An 18,197-nucleotide genomic window follows, 5' to 3' on the forward strand; every position below is an offset into this window, starting at 1 on the left:
CTCCGCGGGCCCTCGAGGGTGCTGATCCCGGCGGGATCAGTAGTACTCGCCGTGCCGGTAGTCCCACGACGGGAACGACCGGGCGAGCGCCGACATGATGACGTCCACCGCCAGGCCGCGGCGGATGAGCGTCGGGTTCGGGGTGACCGAGCGCTCGCCGCGCTGCTCGGGGATGAGCGCGCCGGACGCGTCGACCATGGAGACCATGACGCCCTGCTCGTGGCGGCTGGTCTCGTCGAGGCCGGGCTGGATGGAGGCGACGTAGTCGTCGGCCGCCACGATGACGTCGGCCTGCTGCTCGATGCGCTCCCCGATGCCCTCGACGCGCCCGCGGTTGCCCTTGCCCGACGGGTTGGCGGAGCTCGCGAAGGACAGGCGGCGGCTCTCCCAGAGACGCTCGGCGAGCTGCTCGGCGGGGCGGCCGAAGCGGATCACGAAGCAGCTCGTGCCGCGGCGGTCCATGGCCAGCTGGCCAGCGACCTCGTCGGGGATGAGGTGCTTCGCGTCCTCGCGCCAGGGGAGGATGCAACCGAGGAGCACGTCGGCGTCCCAGTGCTCCTGGTAGAAGGCGAGGATCTCGTCGTTCAGCACGGCGAGCTCCTCCAGCTGCTCGATGCTCGTGCAGAGGACCACGCCCGGCTTGTCGCGGTTGCGCTGCTTGGCGTCGAACTTGCGCTCGAGGCCGGTGCCGTCCGTCGTCATGAGGATGTAGCCGACCTTGGTGGCGGCGACGACGAGGCCTCCTGGCGCCTCGAGGGCCTGGGCCGCGCGCTCGTCGAGCGAGCCGTCCCAGGGGATCGTGCGGGTGGTGTCGGTCATGGGGGCGTGCCTCTCGTGCGTGTCGTGGTGGATCCGCCGCGGCGCACCTGCGTCGGGCCGGGGTGCGCCTGGCCGCGCGTGCGGCGGGAGAGCGGTGATGTCGACGGTAGGCGCGGCACCTGGGTGGAGCGGGCGAGCGTCCACAGGGGGAGGGCGGACGCCGCCTCGAACGGGGGCTCCTGGCGGCCGGGGCGGCTGCCTAGCCTGAGGGGATGAGCGCTGCCGCCGGCTGGTACGACGACCAGGATCCCCGCTTCGTCCGCTGGTGGGACGGCGAGCGGTGGACCGAGCACGTGCAGCCGAAGCCCGAGGTCACACAGACGGAGCAGGAGCCGGTGCCGGTCGCGCCCGCCGCGGCGCCCGTCGACCGCCTCTCGAAGCGCGAGGCCCGGGAGCGGGCCGCGGCGGCCGAGGCGCACATCGCGCAGCTCGAGGACCTGATCCGGCGCCACGGCATGCGCGAGTTCACCGAGGTGGACGACTACCGCGCCCACGCGGCGTCGGAGGCCGAGTCCGCCCGGCGCACCGGGGCCGACGCCGCGACCGCGCTGGTCGCCGCGGCGCGGGAGGAGCGCGACCGGATCCTCGCGGGGGCCGGGGCGGAGCGACTCCGGGCCGAGGCGGAGGCGGCGGCGACGCGCGACCGGGCCGAGGCGGGCGCCCGGGCCGCGCGCATCCGGGCCGAGGCCGAGCTCCAGGCGGTGGACGAGGCCGTGCACGAGCGGATCGAGACCCGGCGCGCCGTCGACGCGGAGCTCGCGACCGCGCGCGCCGAGCTCGTCGACGTGACTGCGACGGCGGAGCTGCAGGGCGTGGGCCTGTTCGACTACGACCACCCGGCGGAGTCCTCGGCCGAGCTCGCGTCGCGCCTGGAGGCGCTGCGGTACACGATCAAGAACGCCGTCCGGGACAAGCGGGCGGTGACGGCCACGTCCGGGTTCACGTTCAACGGATCCGAGGCGCAGGGGCGGCGCTTCGTGAGCGACATGTCGAAGGTGCTGCTGCGCGCCTACAACGCCGAGGCGGAGAACGCCGTGAAGGCGACCAGGGCGGGCAGCCTCCACGTCGCGCAGAACCGGCTGACCCGGGCGGCGGAGCAGATCGCGAAGAGCGGCACGATGATCGACCTCCGCATCGAGGACGGATACCACGAGCTGCGGCTCGAGGAGCTGCAGCTCGCGAGCGCGCACCTCCGCGTGCTGCAGGCGGAGAAGGAGATGGAGCGGGAGCGCCGGGCGGAGCTCCGCGAGCAGGCGAAGGCGACGGCGGAATTGCAGGCCGAGCGCGATCGCCTCGACAAGGAGCGCGCCCACTACGCCGCGACCCTGGCCGCGCTGGAGACCAACGGCGACGTCGAGGGCGCGGCGCGCATGCGGGACCGGATCGACGACGTCGACCGCGCGCTCGTGGATGTCGACTACCGCGCGGCGAACGTGCGCGCCGGATACGTCTACGTGATCTCCAACGTGGGGGCGTTCGGCGAGCGGATGGTGAAGATCGGCATGACGCGGCGGCTCGAGCCGATGGACCGGGTGGTCGAGCTCGGCGACGCGTCCGTGCCGTTCCGCTTCGACGTCCACGCGCTGTTCTTCGCCGACGATGCGGTGGGCGTCGAGGCGATGCTGCACCGGACGTTCGCGGAGCACCGGGTGAACCGGATCAACCTCCGGCGCGAGTTCTTCTACGTCACGCCCGACGAGGTGCTCGACGCCCTGAAGGCGCACGCGGTGGAGATCGTCGAGTTCGCCCTGCACCCGGCGGCGGAGGAGTACCGGGCCAGTCGCGCGCTCGACGGGGCGGAGCCGGTCCCGGCCTCCTGACGGCCGGCCCCAACCGCCCGCCGCCAGCACCGTGCGGCACGCGAGGTGCAGGGCGAGGCGCGTCTCGGCGTCCTGGGGGTCGACCTGCAGGCTGCGCTGCACGCGCTGGATCCGCTCGGCCACCGTGGTGCGGTGCACCGCGAGGATCGAGGCGGTCTCCGCGACCGACGACTCCGCGTCGAGGTAGGTGGCGAGCGTCGTGAGCAGGTCGCCCGTGGTCTGGCGGCGGAGCGGGGCGAGGAGCTCGAGGGCGGCGGGCTGGAAGGCGTCGGTCTGGGTCCAGGCGGGGAGGAGCTGGGCGAGGCCCAGGCGGTCGACGTGCAGGAAGCGGCCGGACTGCGGGCGGGACGCGGCGAGGCGGGCGGCGTCGGCGGCCTCGGCCAGGGACCGCGCGATGCCCGCGGGGCCGCGGTGCACGCGGCCGACGCCGACGTCGCTCGGCAGGTCGTCGTCCCAGCGCTGCTGGGCGCGGCGGACCGCGCGGGCGGCGTCGTTCGCGGTCGGGACGTCGGGCTCGAGCGCGAAGGAGATCCACGCGGCCCAGCCGTCGCCCTGGTCGACCACGCCCACGTCGAGGCCCTCCGCCGCCAGCGCCTCGATGAGCTCGTAGCGGCGGCCGACCAGGTCGGCGTCCTGGCGCGACACGACGCGGATCCCCATGTGCCAGCCCTCGACGCGCCAGCCCAGCTCGAGCGCGCGGCGGAGGAGCCCGGCGCCGGGGGAAACGCCCGCCTCGAGGAGCTCGTCGAAGTCGACGAGCTCCACGGTGGAGGGGGAGGCGCCCGCGGCGACCGCGCGCCCGACGGCCTCCTGCCTGGCGTCGTCGAGGGCCTGCTGGCGGGATCCCTCGCTGACGCTGTAGACGCGGTCGAGCTCGCCGGAGACCTGCGCGATGGCCGCGCCGACCGCGTTGGCGACGGCGAAGTTCTCGGGGCGATGCACCCGGCCGAGGCCCTCGAGCGACTCCGGCAGCAGGATCGACCCGCCGCCGACCGCCACGACGGGCGGCGGCGCGGACGACGTGCGCTTGCGCTCCACGACGTCGGCGACGCGCATCGCGATGGTGTCGAGCGCGCGCCGGACGAGCTGCGGCGAGAGGTGCGCCACGCACGCCGGGTCGCCCACGTCGACCATGCCGGCCGCGACCGCGACGTCCGTGGTCGTGAGGGTGTCGCCGCCGAACACGAGCGCCCGACGGCGGAGCTCGTAGCCAACCGAGTCGGGGCCGACCAGGTCGCCGTCGCCGCGTACGCGGGATCCGCCGCCGATGCCGATGGAGAGCACGTCGGGCATGCGGAAGTTCGTGCGGACGCCCGCGACGCTGATCTCGGCGGTCGCCTCCCGCGGGAACCCGCCCGCGAGCACGCCCACGTCGCTCGTGGTGCCGCCGATGTCGACGACCGCGCACGTGCCGAGGCCGGAGAGCAGGGCCGCGCCGCGCATCGACTTGGTGGGGCCGGAGGCGAAGGTCGCGACCGGGTAGCGGCGCGCGAAGTCCACGCCCATGAGCGTGCCGTCGTTCTGCGACAGGTGGAGGGGAGCGGTGATCCCGTGCCCGCGCACCGCGCGCGGCGATGTCCGCTGCGTGCCGCTTCAGCTCGTCGTGGTCGAGCGGCGCGATCACCCGCCCGTCGAGCTCGTGGCCGCCGTGCGCGAGGTAGCCCGTGCCCCGCACCGCCGCCACGAGCTCCCCGGGCCAGTCGACGAACGGCGGCAGCGACGCGGTGGCGGGCAGCGCGAGCCGCACGGCCGCCGTGGGCGCGAGCCGCCTGGCCTCGACGAGCGCGTCGAGGAAGTGGGTCGTGCCGATCATCACGCCGTCGATGTCGGCGGGGTCGAACGGGTGCTGCCGGTCGAGCTCCGCGAGCGCGCCGACGATGCCGCTCGTCACGTCCTCGGTGGTCGAGGACTTGATGCCGACGACGACCCGGTCGCCGTCCATGAGCACGGCGTCCGTGTCGGTGCCGCCGACGTCGATGCCGATCCTCATCGCGCGGCCACCTTCCCCGCGGTCGCCGCCTCCGGCGTCGCGACCCCGGGGGCGGGTTGCGCGACCGTCTCGGTGCGCACCTCGCCGACGCCGCGGATCAGCCCCGCCTTGCCGAGCACCGCGTAGAGCACGAAGGCCGTGATGACGGCGTTGAGGCTGCCGAGGCCGAAGGTCGCGTAGTAGCCGACGAGCGCCGACACGAGCCAGATCGCGAGGCTCACGGGCACCCAGCGCGGCGCGCTCGCCGGGAGCGCGCCCGCCTCGCGCGACGCGTCGAGCCCCGGCCGCCAGTTCCTCACGACGAAGTACTCGGCGATCATGATCCCCACGATCGGCGGGAACGCCACGCCCAGCAGGGTGAGGAACGCGGTGAACTGCCCGAGGATCCCGGCCGCCGCGAGCACCGAACCGATCACGCCGACGACGACCGTCACGAGCGCCCGGTTCACCCGTCGCCCGAACACCGTGTCGATGAGGTTCACGATGCCGAGGCCCGACGAGTACAGGTTCCAGTCGTTGATCTTGGTCGTGCCCAGCAGGATCACGAGCACCCCGACCCAGCCGATCGAGGACAGGATGATGGCCGAGACGTCGGCCGTGCGCACCGCGTGCGCGAGCAGCACGCCGGACAGCCCCGTGAGGTACTCGCCGACCGTGATGCTCACGACCGTCTGCTTCACGACGTCCGCGGCCGACCGGTTGTAGCGCGTCTGGTCGGGCGAGATGAGCGCGCCGACGATGAAGCCGCCGGCCAGGAACGAGGCGCCCGCGATGATCGACATCTGCGGGCCCGGCGCCGGCTGCGTCACGAGCTCCGAGATGTCGTGCTTCTGCAGCTCGATCACCACGGCCCAGCCGACGAGCACCAGGAAGAGGGGAACGGCGACGTTCGCGACCCACTGCATCCCGTGGAAGCCGAGCATCACGACCGCGGTGATGAGGAGGCCGAACGCCAGCGACCAGGCCCACACCGGCAGCCACGGCATGATCGAGTTGAGGCCGGACGCGGAGACGCCCGACTGGATCCCGAACCAGCCGATGAGGCTGATGCCGATGGCCAGGCCGATGAGCGCCGACCCGTCGTGCCCGAAGCCCGTCCAGCGCGACAGGATCGACGTGTTCAGTCCTTCGCGCTGCCCGATGAGGCCCGTGAAGATGCAGACGACCTCGAGGATCACGCCGCCGATGGTGATCGCCCCGAAGGCGTCCTAGAAGCTCATGCTGAAGCCGAGCGTCGCGGCGACGACGAAGGCGCTCAGCGCCGAGAGCTGGCCGACGCGCTGCGTGGCGATCGGGAACCAGCGGTAGCGCGCCTCCTGCGGGACCCGCGCGAGCGCGTAGTCGTCGGGTGTGGTGGATGCCATGGGGACTCCTCGGGGGATGCCTGCGGCAACGGGTTGCCACAGCGTAGGTATCGGCCCGAGGAGGGCGCCATGTGCAGGGTGTCGTGTCGGGGGTGTGAAGCGGGGCGGTGTGCTGGGGGAGGGACGCGGCGCGGGTCCGTCAGCTCGGCGAGGATGGACGACCTGATGACAGCGGATCGACCACGCAACCCCGACACGTGGGAGCCTCCCGGCTTCGGGCCGGCGCTCCTCGGGCATCTCGTCCTCGGAGCCGTCACGACGCCGGCCGTCCTCGTGCTCCTGTGGCTGGCGACCCTCCTACCCGCCGTCCCGCCGCGGGGCCCCGCCGAACTGGTCGCGCTCGTCGCCGTGTCCGTCGCAGTCGGCGCGCTGATCGAGGTCCTGGTCGAGGATCCCTTCGCCCGGCGCCGGAAGCTCTCGTCGCCCGGCGGCTGGGACTTCGCGCTCGTGCCCCCGCTCGTCGCGCTGGTCGCGGTGGTGGCCGTGGGTCGACTCGTGAGCGGATCGTTCGTGATGGCTGCGGCGGTGGGGGCGGCGTGGGCGCTCGTCGAGGCCGTGCAGATCGCCTGGCTGCGCCCGTGGGAGCCCGGCATGACGCAGGACGAGTTCGACGGGAAGTACGCCGAGCTGAAGGAGATGACCCGCGAGACCTTCGCCCCCGACGTGGAGGAGATCCGCCGTCGTGCCGGGGCACGGGCCATGCGGAGATACCGCGACGCCATCGAGCGGAAGCGCCGGGAGGCGGATGAGGACGGGGACCCGCGCTGATGCGTCGCGCGCGCGGAACCGCTCAGAGCCCGCGTGGCCCCCACGCCTCGGCCAGCAGCTCGTAGGAGCGGATCCGGTCCGCGGCATCGTGTGCCGTCGTCGTGATCAGCAGCTCGTCAGCTCCCGTGACGCGCCGGAGCGTCTCCAGGTCCCGCACGACCGTCGCGGGATCCCCGACGATGCGCGTGTCGAGGCGGTCCTGCACCTGCGCGAGCTCGGCGGCGTCGAGCGGTGCGGCTGCCTCGTCGTCGGGGGCCGGGTAGGGGATCGCGCCGCGGCCCGAGCGGATCGAGAGCACCCAGCGCGCGAAGCCGGAGGCGAGGCGCCGGGCCTCCGCATCGGTGTCGGCCACGAGCACGTCGGCCGAGACGATCACGTGCGGGGCGGCGAGCACGCCCGGGACGAAGTGCGCTCGGTACGCCGCGACGGCGTCGAGGACGCCCCACGGCGTCGAGTGGTAGTTGGCGCCGAATGGCAGCCCGCGGGATCCGGCGACGCGGGCGCTCTCGCCGGCGGACGACCCGTGGATCCACACCTCGACGGCCGACGCGTCCGACGGCGGGGCCGCGATCGGCCCGATCTCCGGATCCGCGTACGTCCCGTCGAGGAAGGCGAGCAGGTCGTCCACCGTCTCGCCGAAGGGCGCGACCTCGGAGTCCCCGCGTCGGAGGAGCCGCGCCTGCAGCTGGGCCCGCGACCGGTCCCGGAACATCACGGTGCGCGCGGGCACGACGAGGCCGTCGACGACACGGCCCTCCGCGTCGGCGCCGGCATCGGCTCCCGCCCCGGCAGGTCGCTTCGGCGGCATCGGGCTGCGGCCGAGCCCCAGGTCGAACCGCGGTCCGTAGAGCCCCGTGACGGTGCCGAACGCCTCGGCCACCTGCAGGGCGCTGTGGTTCCCGATGAGGGTCGCCGCCGAGCCGACGCGGATGGAGCGGGTCGCCGCGGCGACGGCGGCCAGCATGGCGTGCGGGCTGGATCCCGCGAGCCCGGGGTTCATGTGGTGCTCGGCGAGCCAGTACCGCGCGTAACCGGCCGCCTCGGCGCGCATCGACAGGTCGACGCTGTCGCGCAGCGCGTCGGCGGACGACGACCCGGCGGAGACGGGGACCAGGTCGAGGACGGAGAGCGGGGCGTGGCGTGGGGGCCGGCCCGTGCCGGGGGCTACGCCCGTCTCGGTGGACGGCGTGGTTCCGGATCCGCGTTCGGCATCGGGCATGCGTCGACTCCTCGTGTTCGGTGATGACCATCCGGCGACGTGGACGCTGCCCGAGACGCCGAGACGCCGAGACGCCGAGCGCGGTGAGCCGGTGATGCCGGTCGCGCCTCCCGGATCGCCCCACGGCGCGGTGCCCAGTCTCATCGGCGCGGGACTGGTCCGGGCGAGCTGTCCACGGGCCGGCCGCGGCGCGACCGCGGACTCGGTGCGGTCGGGTCGGCGCAGGGGGCCTCGGCCTCAGCGGCCCCGCCCGCGGTCGGGTCGGTGAGGGAGAGGGATCCGCCTACGCGGGCTCGCCGCGGGCAGGACGCGCACGGAGGGGGTCGTCCCGCTCGGCAGGTCCTGCGGCCGCGGGGACGGGGATCCGAGGCTCGGTGCGTCGTCCGCCGTGGCGTCACGCCCGGCCGTGATCCATTCCTCCCGCTCGTCCCGTCTCTCGTCCGCCGTGACCGCGGCGGCCTCCACGGCGTCGAGCAGGGTCCGGGGGTCGGGTCCTGGGGTTGGCGTGAGGGCGCCCAGCGCGCCGACGACCGCGACGCCTCCTGCCACCGCGCCGCTGACGATCGCGCGTCCGTTCACTCGTCCTCGGTCGTCTCGAAGGTCAGCGCCACGCGCCCGCGGAGAGCGGAGACGAAGCGGTAGGCCTCCACGGTGAGGAACTCCTCGAACGACAGCCCGATTCGCTGCACGCCCTCCTCGATGGCCGCCCGGTCGGCGTCGTCCGCGAGCGCGTCATCACGCGTGGCGAGCGCGATCTCCCCGAGCGTCCGTCGACCGTCGACCTTGTAGAGGAAGCGAGCGCCGTACTCCGTCAGCTCGAACGGCTCGTCGGATGCCGAGGTGAAGCGGTACCCGTCGTCGAGCACCGCGTCGAGGACGATGTCCACCCGCGGCGCGGGGATCACGTCGAGGGCGGACAGCGGAGCGTCGTCGCCGTAGAGGGCGACGATCCCGAGCCGGGCGAATCCGACGAGTCGGCGCCGCTCCTCCTCCGAGAACTCCTGGTCCGTGCGCGTCGGGTCGATGGACCGGAGCAGCTCCGCGTCCTCGGGACGGGGGCTGAAGTGACGCGTCCGTCGCGTGAGGGGATCCTGCAGCGCGAGGTTCGGCTGCCCGTCGAGGACCCCCAGGTAGCCGAGCTGGATGACATGCATGGTGATCTCCCTCCGTGAGGACGGCGGCGGCTCGGAGCCGGGGACGTGCACTGCGCGTCTGGCGCGGTGCGGGGCGGTGCGCGGGCATCGACTGTAGCGATCGGGCGGCCATCCCGCGTTCGCGTCCCCGGGGTCACCCGCGCGAGTCGACGTCGTCCCGAAATGGGGGCACCCGCATCTCCATGTGCGCGCATCGACATCTGTATCGTCGGCATCACCGAGACGAGGGAGTCCCCATGGAATTCGCCGAACGACTGGCCGCCCTGGCCCTGAAGGTGCGCAACCAGCGCGAGGCCATCCAGACGGAGGAGGCGACGAAGAACGCGTTCATCATGCCGTTCATCTCCACGATCCTCGGATACGACGTGTTCAACCCGCTCGAGGTGGTCCCCGAGTTCACGGCGGACCTCGGCCTCAAGAAGGGCGAGAAGATCGACTACGCGATCATGCGCGACGGCGAGGTGCAGATCCTCATCGAGTGCAAGAAGTCGACGGAGCCGCTCAAGATCGAGCACGCGTCGCAGCTCTTCCGCTACTTCGCCGTGACGAACGCGCGCATCGCGGTGCTCACGAACGGCGAGGTCTACCACTTCTACACGGACCTCGACGCGCCGAACCGCATGGACGAGAAGCCGTTCCTGGTGCTCGACCTCGCCGACATCGACGAGCCCCTGCTGCCCGAGCTGACGAAGCTCACGAAGGACGTCTTCGACCTCGACTCGATCATCAGCGCGGCCGGCGAGCTCAAGTACGTCGGCGCGTTGAAGCGCGCCATCGCCGCCGAGTTCCGCGAGCCGACCCCGGAATGGGTGAAGCTCCTCACCCGGCGCGTCTACGACGGCATGTTCACGGAGAAGGTGCGCGACCAGTTCACGACGCTCGTCGGCAAGGCGTCCAAGCAGGATCTGAACGAGCAGGTGAACGACCGCCTGAAGACGGCGCTCGGGGCTCCCGCGTTCCCGTCGGCGCCGACAGCCGTGTCCGCTGACGTGATCACGAGCGAGGAGGCCGTGGAGGCCGACCTCGACCGCGACACCGAGATCGAGACGACGCTCGAGGAGCTCGAGGGCTACCAGATCGTCAAGGCCATCGCCTGCAGCGAGGTGAAGCCGCAGCGGGTGGTGCACCGCGACGCGAAGTCGTACCTCGCGATCCTCCTCGACGACAACAACCGCAAGCCCATCGCGCGCCTCCACTTCAACGGCAAGAGGCAGAAGTACCTCGGGCTCTTCGACGCGCACAAGGTCGAGACGCGCCACCCGATCGGATCGCTCGACGAGATCTACGCGCACGCGGACACGATCCGGGAGGCCATCCGGGTCCATGCGGGGGAGCCGGTCGGCACGTAGTCCGAGGCGCCGACCGGGACGGACGGGCTGCGCCTCACCTCACCGCATCTCGTCGGGGAGACGAGGGCGGCGTTCCGGATCCGTGGATCCGAGCCCGCTCCGATCAGCGTGCGCTCCGGACCCTTCCGTCGTGCGCGGTCACCGGCCGCGTCGGCCGGGCGCATCACGGCGACCGGTGCCCCTCCCGAGCCGTGTCGCGGCCGGCATCGCACGTCGGACGATCGCCGTCGGCGGTCCGGTGGGGCGTGTCCCCGCAGATGGAGAGGCGCCTGCGCTCGCCGTCGCGGGGTCACCGTCCTCCGCTGGCCATCCTGGGCGCCCCTCGCGCTCGCCCGCCGAAGCCACGGGAAGCGACCTCGTCCCGTCCACGGGGAGATCCTGCGGATGAGGCAGGTCGCCTCGGAGAGCCGGGGCGTCGCTCCGGGTCGAATCGCGCGCGGCTCCGATCCGCTCCTCCTGCTCCTCGCGTCTCTCGACGGGTGTCACGGCTTCTGCCTCGACGCTGTCCAGCAGCGCGTTCGGATCCGGTCCGTCGGCCTGAGGGGGGACGCCCTCGGTGCCGATGAACGCGGCTCCTCCGACGAGGACGCCTCCCAGGACCCGGCGCCCCTTCACGGTCGCCCGGTCGCCTCGAATGTCACAGCCACGCGACCCTGGAGGGCGGAGATGAGGTGGTAGGCCTCGTCCATGAGGCAGCGCTCAAACGACTGCCCGGTGCGTGCCACGCCCTCCTCGATCGCGGCGCGGTCGGCGTCGTCCGCGAGGGCCTCGTCGCGCGCCGCCTCGGCGATCTCCCCGAGCGTGCGTCGGCCGTCGGCCTTGGTGAGGAACCGGGCGCCGTACTCGGTCAGCTCGAACGGCTCGTCGGATCCCGAGCTGAAGCGGTATCCGTCGTCGAGCACCTCGTCGAGGATGATGTCCACACGGGCACGGGTATGACGTCCAGGGCCGAGAGAGGTGCGTCGTCGCCGATGAGGGCGACGATGCCGAGCTTCGCGTATCCCACGAGGAGACGGCGCTCCTGCTCGTCGAGATCCTGGTCGGGCAGGGTCGGGTCGATCGACCGCAGCAGCTGGGCCGTCTCCGGCGCGAGCGTGTGGTGCCTGGTCTCCGACGTGAGGGGATCCAGCAGCGCGAGGCTCGGCTTGCCCTCGAACTCGCCGATGTACCCGAGCGGGACGACGTGCATGGGTCCTCTTCTTGCTGTCGTGGGATTGCGTCGATGCGTCGCGCGAGCTCAGGCGCGCACCCCGGCTGGCGATGGTACCGACGGCGGCGCGAACCGGAAGCGCACCGGCGAGCCGTCCGGCAGCGCCGCGACGCAGGTGCCGACGCCGAGGCTCGAGAGGTCCCAGTCCTCCACCACCGCCCCCGTGATGACCTCCTCGCGGAGACCGGATCCGCGCACCGACGCGTCGAACCGCGTCAGCTTGCGGTTCGCGCCGAATCGGTCGCCGACGAAGCGCCGCGAGTCCCCGTCGTAGAGGCGGAACGCGAACACGGATCCGAACGCCGACAGCACCGACGCGGCCATCTCGGGCCCGTACATCTCCTGCACCTGCTTGACGTTCTGCGTGCCGACGATGAACCGCAACCCGAGCGAGCGGCCGAAGTTCACGCCGTCGGAGAGGTGCGTCAGCTCGGGGAGCAGCGCGAACTCGTCGAGCACGAAGAACACGCGCCCGGCGGCGCGGCGGCGCGACATGGCCTCCTTCATCGCGACGTCGAGCATGGTCGTGAAGACCGGGGCGAGCGTGCTGCCCGAGGCGATGTCGTACTCGAGGAAGAGTGCCCGCGCTCCCTTCGCCCGGAGGAACGCGCGGATGGAGAAGTCGCCCGGTCGCCCGAACGACGACCGGAACGACTCCTGGATCACCTGCTGCATGAACGCCATCGTCGCCATGGTCGAGTTCGACCCCTCCTTGGCGATGTAGTGGCGCGCGCCGCGGAGGTCGGCGTTGCCCGGTCGGTCCAATAGCGCGTGCATCTCGCCGATGCCCATGCCGCCGACGATCATGCGGATGTCGCGGTTCGAGCGCTCCTCGGATGCCCGGTACATCGCCGTGACGAGGGCCGTGAACACGTCGCGTGCGGCATTGGCGAAGTACGCGTTGTCGCCGGCGTCGGCGATGAGACGGGAGAACAGGCCGCTGCACATCTCGAAGATCTCGTCCTCGGGCAGGCGGCCCGGTGGCAGCGCGCGGAATTCCTCGAACAGGTTCCAGGAGACCTGCCCCGCGAACTCGTCGGCGAGCGTCGCGGCGATCACTGCGTCGCCCGGCCGGTGGAACGTCTCGTGGTAGTCGCCCTTGGTGTCGAACACGACCATCACGTCGTCGGCGGTCATGCTCGCGCGCACGGAGGCGACGAGCGCGGAGATGCCGACGGTCTTCCCGGTGCCGATGCCGCCGAGGTAGAGCACGTGCCGGCCGAGCATCGCGTCGTCGAACCCGATGCTCGTGCCGGCGCCGCCGTGCACGCCGAACTCCGCCGGCCGCGGGCCGATGTGCCCCGCGCAGTCCCGCAGCGCGGTGCCGCTGACGACCTCCTCCGAGTAGGGCATCACCACTCCGGTTCGGGGTCGTCGGTGTCGGGGTCCGGACCGGCGTACTCGGAGCCCTCCGACGGCGTCGATGGCTCAGGCGCCGCAGCATCCACCTGCTGCTCTCCGCCCGCCTCGGGCGCTGCCTCTTCCACGACTTCTCGGTCGCCCGACGAGTCGACATCCGCGGGAGCGCTTTCCGGTCCGACGGGCGGGTCGCTCGCGGTCGCATCCGTCGCCGTCTCCTCCACGCCGCCCTGGGGCGCGTCGGCTCTCCGGGGAAGCACGGAAGCTGCATCCTCAGGTGCAGGTTCAGGTTCAGGTTCAGGTTCAGGTTCGGGTTCAGGTTCGGGTTCGGGCTCCGGTTCTGCTCCGGTCGCCGGATCCGCGGATCCACCGGCCGGCGCTGGCGCGCCCCCGCTAGCTGTACTGAGTCATCACGTTGGTGACTCTCGGGCCGCGGGCGTCAGCCCGTGGCTCGAGTGGATTCGTTCAGTGTTGTAGTGCTGGATCCACGGATCAAGGGCGTCGGTTCTGGCTTGGTTGCTGGTGAAGGGTTGCCGGTAGGCCCACTCGGTCGCGAGGGTGCGGTTGAAGCGTTCGACCTTGCCGTTCTGCCAGGGGCAGTGCGGGCGGATGAACTTCTGCCTCGCACCGAGCTGCGTGACCGCGTTCTGGAACGCGGCCGAGTGCCGGTAGGCGAACGCGTTGTCCGTCAGGACCCGTTCGATGCGGGTGATGCCGTGCTCGGCGAAGTACGCCGCGGCCCGGGTCAGGAACCCTGCCGCGGTCACGCCCTTCTCGTCCGGGTGGATCTCCGCGTAGGCGAGGCGGGTGTGGTCATCGACCACGGCGTGGACGTAATCGAACCCGATCCCACGACCACGAACCTGTTCGCTGCGGCCATGCGCCCGCCAGCCGCCGCCGTCCGGGATCCGGCCGAGCTTCTTCACGTCGACGTGGATCAGGTCGCCGGGATGCTCATGCTCGTACCGGTTTGCCGTCGACCGGGATGCCCGGATCACGGCCCCGGTGACGGGGTCCAACCATGCCAACGGCGGTGCCCCGTGCCGCCGCAGGACGCGGGAGATCGTGCGGGCTGGAACACCGGTCACCGGCGCCAACCGGGCAGGACCTGATCGCAATCGGGTCCTCGCTTCCACGACGGCTCGTTCTCGTTCCGGGCTCGTCCTCGTCGGCACCCGTCTCGGCCTCGAGGACCGGTCCGACAAGCCTTCGAAGCCCTCGGACCGGAACCGATTCACCCACCGATGCGCGCACTGACGCGACACACCGAGTTCGCGCGCGACATGCGAGACCGGCCGACGATCCTCGACCACCCGCCGCACGAGGAGAACCCTCCCGTGAACCGTCAGACGAGCATTAGCGTGGGACATCGAGGCCTCCTGGCAGTGGCAGAACTAGACAGCTCCATCAAGCCAGGAGGCCTCCTCACACGCCCCGAAGTGTCACCAACGTCATGGCCGGGTACAGCTAGCGCCCGGCTCGGATTCGACGGGATCGACGGCGACCGACGTAGTGCCCGTCGATTCGATGGCGTCGGGCTCCGGGAGGTCGTCCCGGAGCGATGGAGTCTCGTCGTCAGACGAGATGCTCGCCTCGTCGAGGCGCGCTTCCAGCTCCTCTCTCCTCTCGGTGGGTGTCACGGCGACCGCCTCGATGCCGTCGAGGAGTGCCTCGGGGTCGGAGTCCGCGAGGTGCGGTGCCCCGCCCAGCGACGCGATGACGACGGTTCCTCCCAGGAGGCCCCCGCCGATGAACGTCCTGCCTCTCATGTCCCGGCGGTCGCCTCGAACGTGATCGCTTCCCGCCCGCGCAGGGCGGCGATGAATCGGAAGGCCTCGTCCTCGATGTACTCGTCGAACGTCTGCTGCAGCTCCACCTCGCCGACGCGGATCGCGGCGCGGTCCTCCTCGTTCGCGAGCGCGTCCTCCTTCACTGCGAGAGCGATCTCCCCGAGGGTGCGTTCGCCGTCGACCCGGAGCAGGAACCTTCCCCCGTACTCGGTGAGCTCGAAGGGGTCGTCCACCTCCGACGTGAAGCGGTAGCCGTCGTCGAGGATCGCGTCGAGGATCACGTCGTACCGAGGAGCCGGGATGATCGACAGCTTGGAGAGGGGCGCTCCGTCCTCGATGAGCGCGACCATGCGGAGAGCGGTGCAGATCTCGAGGAGGCGATGCTCTTCCGGGGTGAACACGCGGCCGGTCTCGGTGGGGTCGAGGGAGAGGAGGAGCTCGAGCGCCTGCGGGGTGAGGTCGTAGCTCGCGGCCTTGCGCGTGAGGGGATCCTGGACGGCCATGTTGTGGCGGCCATCGAATTCGGCGATGTGGCCGAGCTGCACGACGCGCATTTCGTTCATCCTCTCGAGGGTGCTGTGAGTGGGGTGCGATGCGTGTTCACTCGCCGGACTCGCCCGTTGGGGGGGAGTCTGCCTGGCTCCGCCTGACCCGCGATCGGCTCATCCACGGCCAGGGGGATCGCGTGCGGCTCGAACGAGACGGCCTCGTTCCCGCGGAGCGCTCGGATGAACCGGTACGCCTCGGCTTCGAGGAACTCGCCGAAGGACATGCCCGAATCGCGTTCGATCTCCTCGATGTCGGGCTGCTCCTCCGCGCGCGCGAGGGCCTCCTGCTGGACGGACGTGACGATCTCCGTGAGACTCCGCCTGCTGTCGGCCATCCCGAGGAAGCGGGTGCTGTGCTCGCTCAGCTCGAATGTCCGGCCGAGCGTCGACGTCAGCTGATAGCCGCCATCGGTCATGCCGACGAAGCGGATGTCGGCCCGCGGGACGGGGACGAACGTCAACTCGTCGACGGAGTCGCGGTCGCTGGTGATGGCCACGACTCCGAGACGAGCGAAGCCGCGGAGGTATCGCCATTCCTCCGGCGTGAAGTCGTGGACCGTCTCCGTCGGGTCGAGCTCGTGCAGCAACGCGTACATGGACGGGTCGAGCCGATACCCCTTCCTCTCCTCCGTCCGAGGGTCCTGGATGGTGACATTGGGCTCACCGTCCACCTCGCTCAGATGTCCGAGCACTATGACGTGCATGCCGCCCTCCTCTCCGTCGTCGTGATGGCTGTCGCCGGAGGAGCGCTGGCGTGGGACTCGCCGATGACCGACGCCGCGGGCGCGGGCTCGAAGGTCACCGTCGGGTTCCCACGCAGTGCATCCACGAAGCGATATGACTCGGCGACGAGGACGTCCTCGAAGCTCTGCCCATGGAGGCGGAAGCGCTCCTCGATCTCCTCCCGGTCGCCTTCGTCGGCGAGCGCCTCCCGCAGGACCGCTTCCGCGATCGCACCCATGTCTGTGCGGCCGTCGACCTTCTCCAGCAGACGCGTCCCGTACTCGCTCAGCTCGAACGGCCGATGGAGGTCGGAGTCGAAGCGGAAGCCATCGGCTAGCGCCGCGTCGAACCTGACGTCGGCGCGGGTGACGGGGATGAAGCGGAGAGCCGTGAGCGGAGCGTCGTCGTCGAACACCGCGACGACCCCCAGGCGCGCCATGCCCTCAAGCAGCCGGGACTCCTCCTCCGTGAACGCCCTGTCGGTCTCCCGGGGGTCGAGCGACGGGATCAGATCCGCGAGGGGCGGGCTGAGCGAGTAGCTCCTCGCCTCCTCGGTGAGCGGATCCTGGACGGTGACGGTGGGTGCGCCTGCGGAGTCGCACATGTGGCCGAGCGGTACGACGTGCATGGTGTTCCTCCGAGGGGATCGTGGACTGCGGGATGAGGGGATCTACGCGGGGAGCGCGTCCGCCGGGCGGGTGCGGCTCGGCTCGAGGCTGAGGGCGGGATTCGCGGCGCAGGCCTTCGCGAACCGGAAGGCCTCATCCCGGAGCAGATCGTCGAACAGGATGCCGCGACGCTCGTCCTCCTCGATCTCCCGGCGCTCGTCGTCATCGTCGAGCGCGCGGTCCCGGACGCTCCGCATGATCTCCCCGAGGGTGCGCCGGCCGTCGGCCTCGTGCAGGAACCTCGCGCCGTACTCGCTCAGCTCGAACGGACCCCCCCGGCTCGGAGCTGAGGCGGTACCCCTCCTCGAGCGCCGCGTCGAAGAGGATGTCGGTCCGGGTGACCGGGAGGAAGTCGAAGCGTGCGAACGGAGCGTCATCGGGGACGAGCGCGATGACCCCGATCCCGGCCATGTTGCGGAGGATCCGCCGTTCATCCGCCGTGAAGGGCTGGTCGGCGGCGACCGGGTCGACGCGTCGGATCAGGTCGAGGAGCCGCGGCGTGAGGGTGTAGCTCCGGGCTTCGTTCGTCACGGGGTCCTGGATGGTGATGTCCGGCGTCGGTCCGGAGTCCCGGAGCTGGCCCAGCTGTACGACGTGCATGTGTCTCCCCGTCTGCTGCGTGATCCGCGATCGTGCGGCCGGTCAGTCCCACGTACCCGCGAGCTTGCCGCGTGCCTGGGCGTCGAGGATCAGCGCACCGGCCTCGTACGAGATCCGGTCGAGGTCGTCGGTGCGGATGTAGAGGCCCGCATCGGACGCGCTGACGATGCCCAGCTCCCGCAGCAGCACCCAGAGCGCTGCGCCGAGGAGCGCGATGACCCCCAGCGCGACGAAGAGGACGAGCACGAAGAGGATCTTCGCCACGTCGTGCCGCGTGGTGATCTCCTGCCGCTGGCTGCCGGTGATCACGCCGAGGACCGCCGCCCTGCTGCGGAGCACGAAGAACCCGATCACCCCCAGGACGACGGCGAAGAAGGTGCCCACGCCGAACAGCCACGCGAGCCCGTCGAGGCTGGAGGAGTCGGCGCCCACGAGCACCAGCCAGGCGATGAGGCTGACGAGGAGGTTGATCGCGGTACCGGCGAGCGCGGCCACGCCGAGCGCGTCGTAGCCGGTGTCGCGGCCCACCTCGATGCCGTCGACCTTGTCGATCTTGTACTCGCGCGAGTACGTGGACGAGGACGTGACCGTCTTGGCCTCGGCGGAGTAGATCACGCGGGAGTCGGTGACGAAGAGGTAGCTCACCAGGCGGCCGAGCGGTCGGGTGCGGCGCGCGACGGGGTAGGTGCCGAGCACGGTCTCGTCCGGCAGCAGCCGGAACGGATGCGTCGGTGCGGGCGGAGCCGTGACGCCTCCGCTGCCGTCCTCGGCGATCGGCTTCGTCGCGGCGTCGTCATCCATCTGCGGTTCGAACAT

General features: G+C 71.5%; 17 protein-coding genes and 3 pseudogenes. 3 read left to right on the forward strand and 17 right to left on the reverse strand.

What is annotated here, in order from left to right:
- Positions 1–36: 36 nt before the first annotated feature.
- Positions 37–819 (reverse strand): L-threonylcarbamoyladenylate synthase, encoded by a 783-nt coding sequence (locus tag B5P21_RS04035; RefSeq protein WP_045529424.1) that lies wholly within the window; start codon positions 817–819, stop codon positions 37–39.
- Positions 820–1,031: 212 nt separating this feature from the next.
- Here B5P21_RS04035 and B5P21_RS04040 point away from each other — a divergent pair, with 212 nt between their 5' ends.
- A complete protein-coding gene (locus tag B5P21_RS04040; RefSeq protein ID WP_094171388.1) occupies positions 1,032–2,639 on the forward strand; it encodes an SNIPE associated domain-containing protein in 1,608 nt (535 codons plus the stop codon).
- Positions 2,640–2,684: 45 nt separating this feature from the next.
- On the opposite strand, the pseudogene B5P21_RS16765 reads toward B5P21_RS04040, so the two are convergent.
- From B5P21_RS16765 to B5P21_RS04050, 3 pseudogenes are all read right to left on the reverse strand, one after another.
- Positions 2,685–3,299 (reverse strand): annotated as a pseudogene (locus B5P21_RS16765) (PucR family transcriptional regulator); the annotation flags it as partial.
- 78 nt (positions 3,300–3,377) lie between these two features.
- A pseudogene (locus B5P21_RS17030) lies at positions 3,378–4,629 on the reverse strand (hydantoinase/oxoprolinase N-terminal domain-containing protein); the annotation flags it as partial.
- Positions 4,626–5,993: pseudogene (locus B5P21_RS04050) on the reverse strand (purine-cytosine permease family protein). The pseudogenes B5P21_RS04050 and B5P21_RS17030, both read right to left, overlap by 4 nt.
- Before the next feature lie 165 nt (positions 5,994–6,158).
- Between B5P21_RS04050 and B5P21_RS04055 the strand changes: the two are divergent.
- Entirely contained in the window at positions 6,159–6,761 is a 603-nt protein-coding gene (locus B5P21_RS04055; RefSeq protein ID WP_094170792.1) for a hypothetical protein, read from the forward strand.
- A 22-nt stretch (positions 6,762–6,783) separates the two neighbouring features.
- Here B5P21_RS04055 and B5P21_RS04060 read toward each other — a convergent pair whose 3' ends face one another.
- Complete coding sequence (locus tag B5P21_RS04060) at positions 6,784–7,980, reverse strand: LLM class flavin-dependent oxidoreductase (protein ID WP_080939336.1); 1,197 nt, start codon at positions 7,978–7,980, stop codon at positions 6,784–6,786.
- 575 nt (positions 7,981–8,555) lie between these two features.
- The gene (locus tag B5P21_RS04070; RefSeq protein ID WP_094170794.1) at positions 8,556–9,134 is read right to left on the reverse strand and encodes a hypothetical protein; all 579 of its coding nucleotides are present in this window, start codon (positions 9,132–9,134) and stop codon (positions 8,556–8,558) included.
- Between the two features lie 236 nt (positions 9,135–9,370).
- Here B5P21_RS04070 and B5P21_RS04075 point away from each other — a divergent pair, with 236 nt between their 5' ends.
- Positions 9,371–10,483 (forward strand): type I restriction endonuclease, encoded by a 1,113-nt coding sequence (locus B5P21_RS04075; protein ID WP_094170795.1) that lies wholly within the window; start codon positions 9,371–9,373, stop codon positions 10,481–10,483.
- A 611-nt stretch (positions 10,484–11,094) separates the two neighbouring features.
- On the opposite strand, the gene B5P21_RS04080 is transcribed toward B5P21_RS04075, so the two are convergent.
- From B5P21_RS04080 to B5P21_RS04130, 11 genes are all read right to left on the reverse strand, one after another.
- A complete protein-coding gene (locus B5P21_RS04080) occupies positions 11,095–11,385 on the reverse strand; it encodes a hypothetical protein (protein ID WP_045529412.1) in 291 nt (96 codons plus the stop codon).
- Positions 11,331–11,672, reverse strand: a complete 342-nt coding sequence (locus B5P21_RS04085) for a hypothetical protein (RefSeq protein ID WP_045529411.1) — start codon at positions 11,670–11,672, stop codon at positions 11,331–11,333. The genes B5P21_RS04080 and B5P21_RS04085 overlap by 55 nt, the downstream gene beginning before the upstream one ends.
- Before the next feature lie 48 nt (positions 11,673–11,720).
- Positions 11,721–13,046: a type IV secretory system conjugative DNA transfer family protein gene (locus tag B5P21_RS04090; protein ID WP_133064162.1), complete on the reverse strand. Its 1,326-nt coding sequence runs from the start codon at positions 13,044–13,046 to the stop codon at positions 11,721–11,723.
- Positions 13,046–13,312, reverse strand: a complete 267-nt coding sequence (locus B5P21_RS04095) for a hypothetical protein (RefSeq protein WP_094170796.1) — start codon at positions 13,310–13,312, stop codon at positions 13,046–13,048. Before B5P21_RS04095 ends, B5P21_RS04090 begins: the two co-directional genes overlap by 1 nt.
- Positions 13,313–13,462: 150 nt before the next feature.
- Positions 13,463–14,422, reverse strand: a complete 960-nt coding sequence (locus B5P21_RS04100) for an IS481-like element IS1122 family transposase (RefSeq protein ID WP_094170797.1) — start codon at positions 14,420–14,422, stop codon at positions 13,463–13,465.
- An 81-nt stretch (positions 14,423–14,503) separates the two neighbouring features.
- Positions 14,504–14,821: a hypothetical protein gene (locus B5P21_RS04105; protein WP_094170798.1), complete on the reverse strand. Its 318-nt coding sequence runs from the start codon at positions 14,819–14,821 to the stop codon at positions 14,504–14,506.
- Positions 14,818–15,396, reverse strand: a complete 579-nt coding sequence (locus tag B5P21_RS04110) for a hypothetical protein (protein ID WP_045526932.1) — start codon at positions 15,394–15,396, stop codon at positions 14,818–14,820. Before B5P21_RS04110 ends, B5P21_RS04105 begins: the two co-directional genes overlap by 4 nt.
- A gap of 5 nt (positions 15,397–15,401) precedes the next feature.
- Positions 15,402–16,094, reverse strand: a complete 693-nt coding sequence (locus B5P21_RS04115; RefSeq protein WP_210433760.1) for a hypothetical protein — start codon at positions 16,092–16,094, stop codon at positions 15,402–15,404.
- Positions 16,082–16,528 (reverse strand): hypothetical protein, encoded by a 447-nt coding sequence (locus tag B5P21_RS17035; protein WP_201775088.1) that lies wholly within the window; start codon positions 16,526–16,528, stop codon positions 16,082–16,084. Before B5P21_RS17035 ends, B5P21_RS04115 begins: the two co-directional genes overlap by 13 nt.
- Before the next feature lie 255 nt (positions 16,529–16,783).
- The gene (locus B5P21_RS17165; RefSeq protein ID WP_246865244.1) at positions 16,784–16,978 is read right to left on the reverse strand and encodes a hypothetical protein; all 195 of its coding nucleotides are present in this window, start codon (positions 16,976–16,978) and stop codon (positions 16,784–16,786) included.
- 445 nt (positions 16,979–17,423) lie between these two features.
- On the reverse strand, positions 17,424–18,197 hold the full coding sequence (locus tag B5P21_RS04130) for a hypothetical protein (RefSeq protein WP_045526939.1): 774 nt from the start codon (positions 18,195–18,197) through the stop codon (positions 17,424–17,426).

The organism is Clavibacter michiganensis subsp. insidiosus, assembly GCF_002240565.1.
In the GTDB taxonomy this organism is placed as follows: domain Bacteria; phylum Actinomycetota; class Actinomycetes; order Actinomycetales; family Microbacteriaceae; genus Clavibacter; species Clavibacter insidiosus.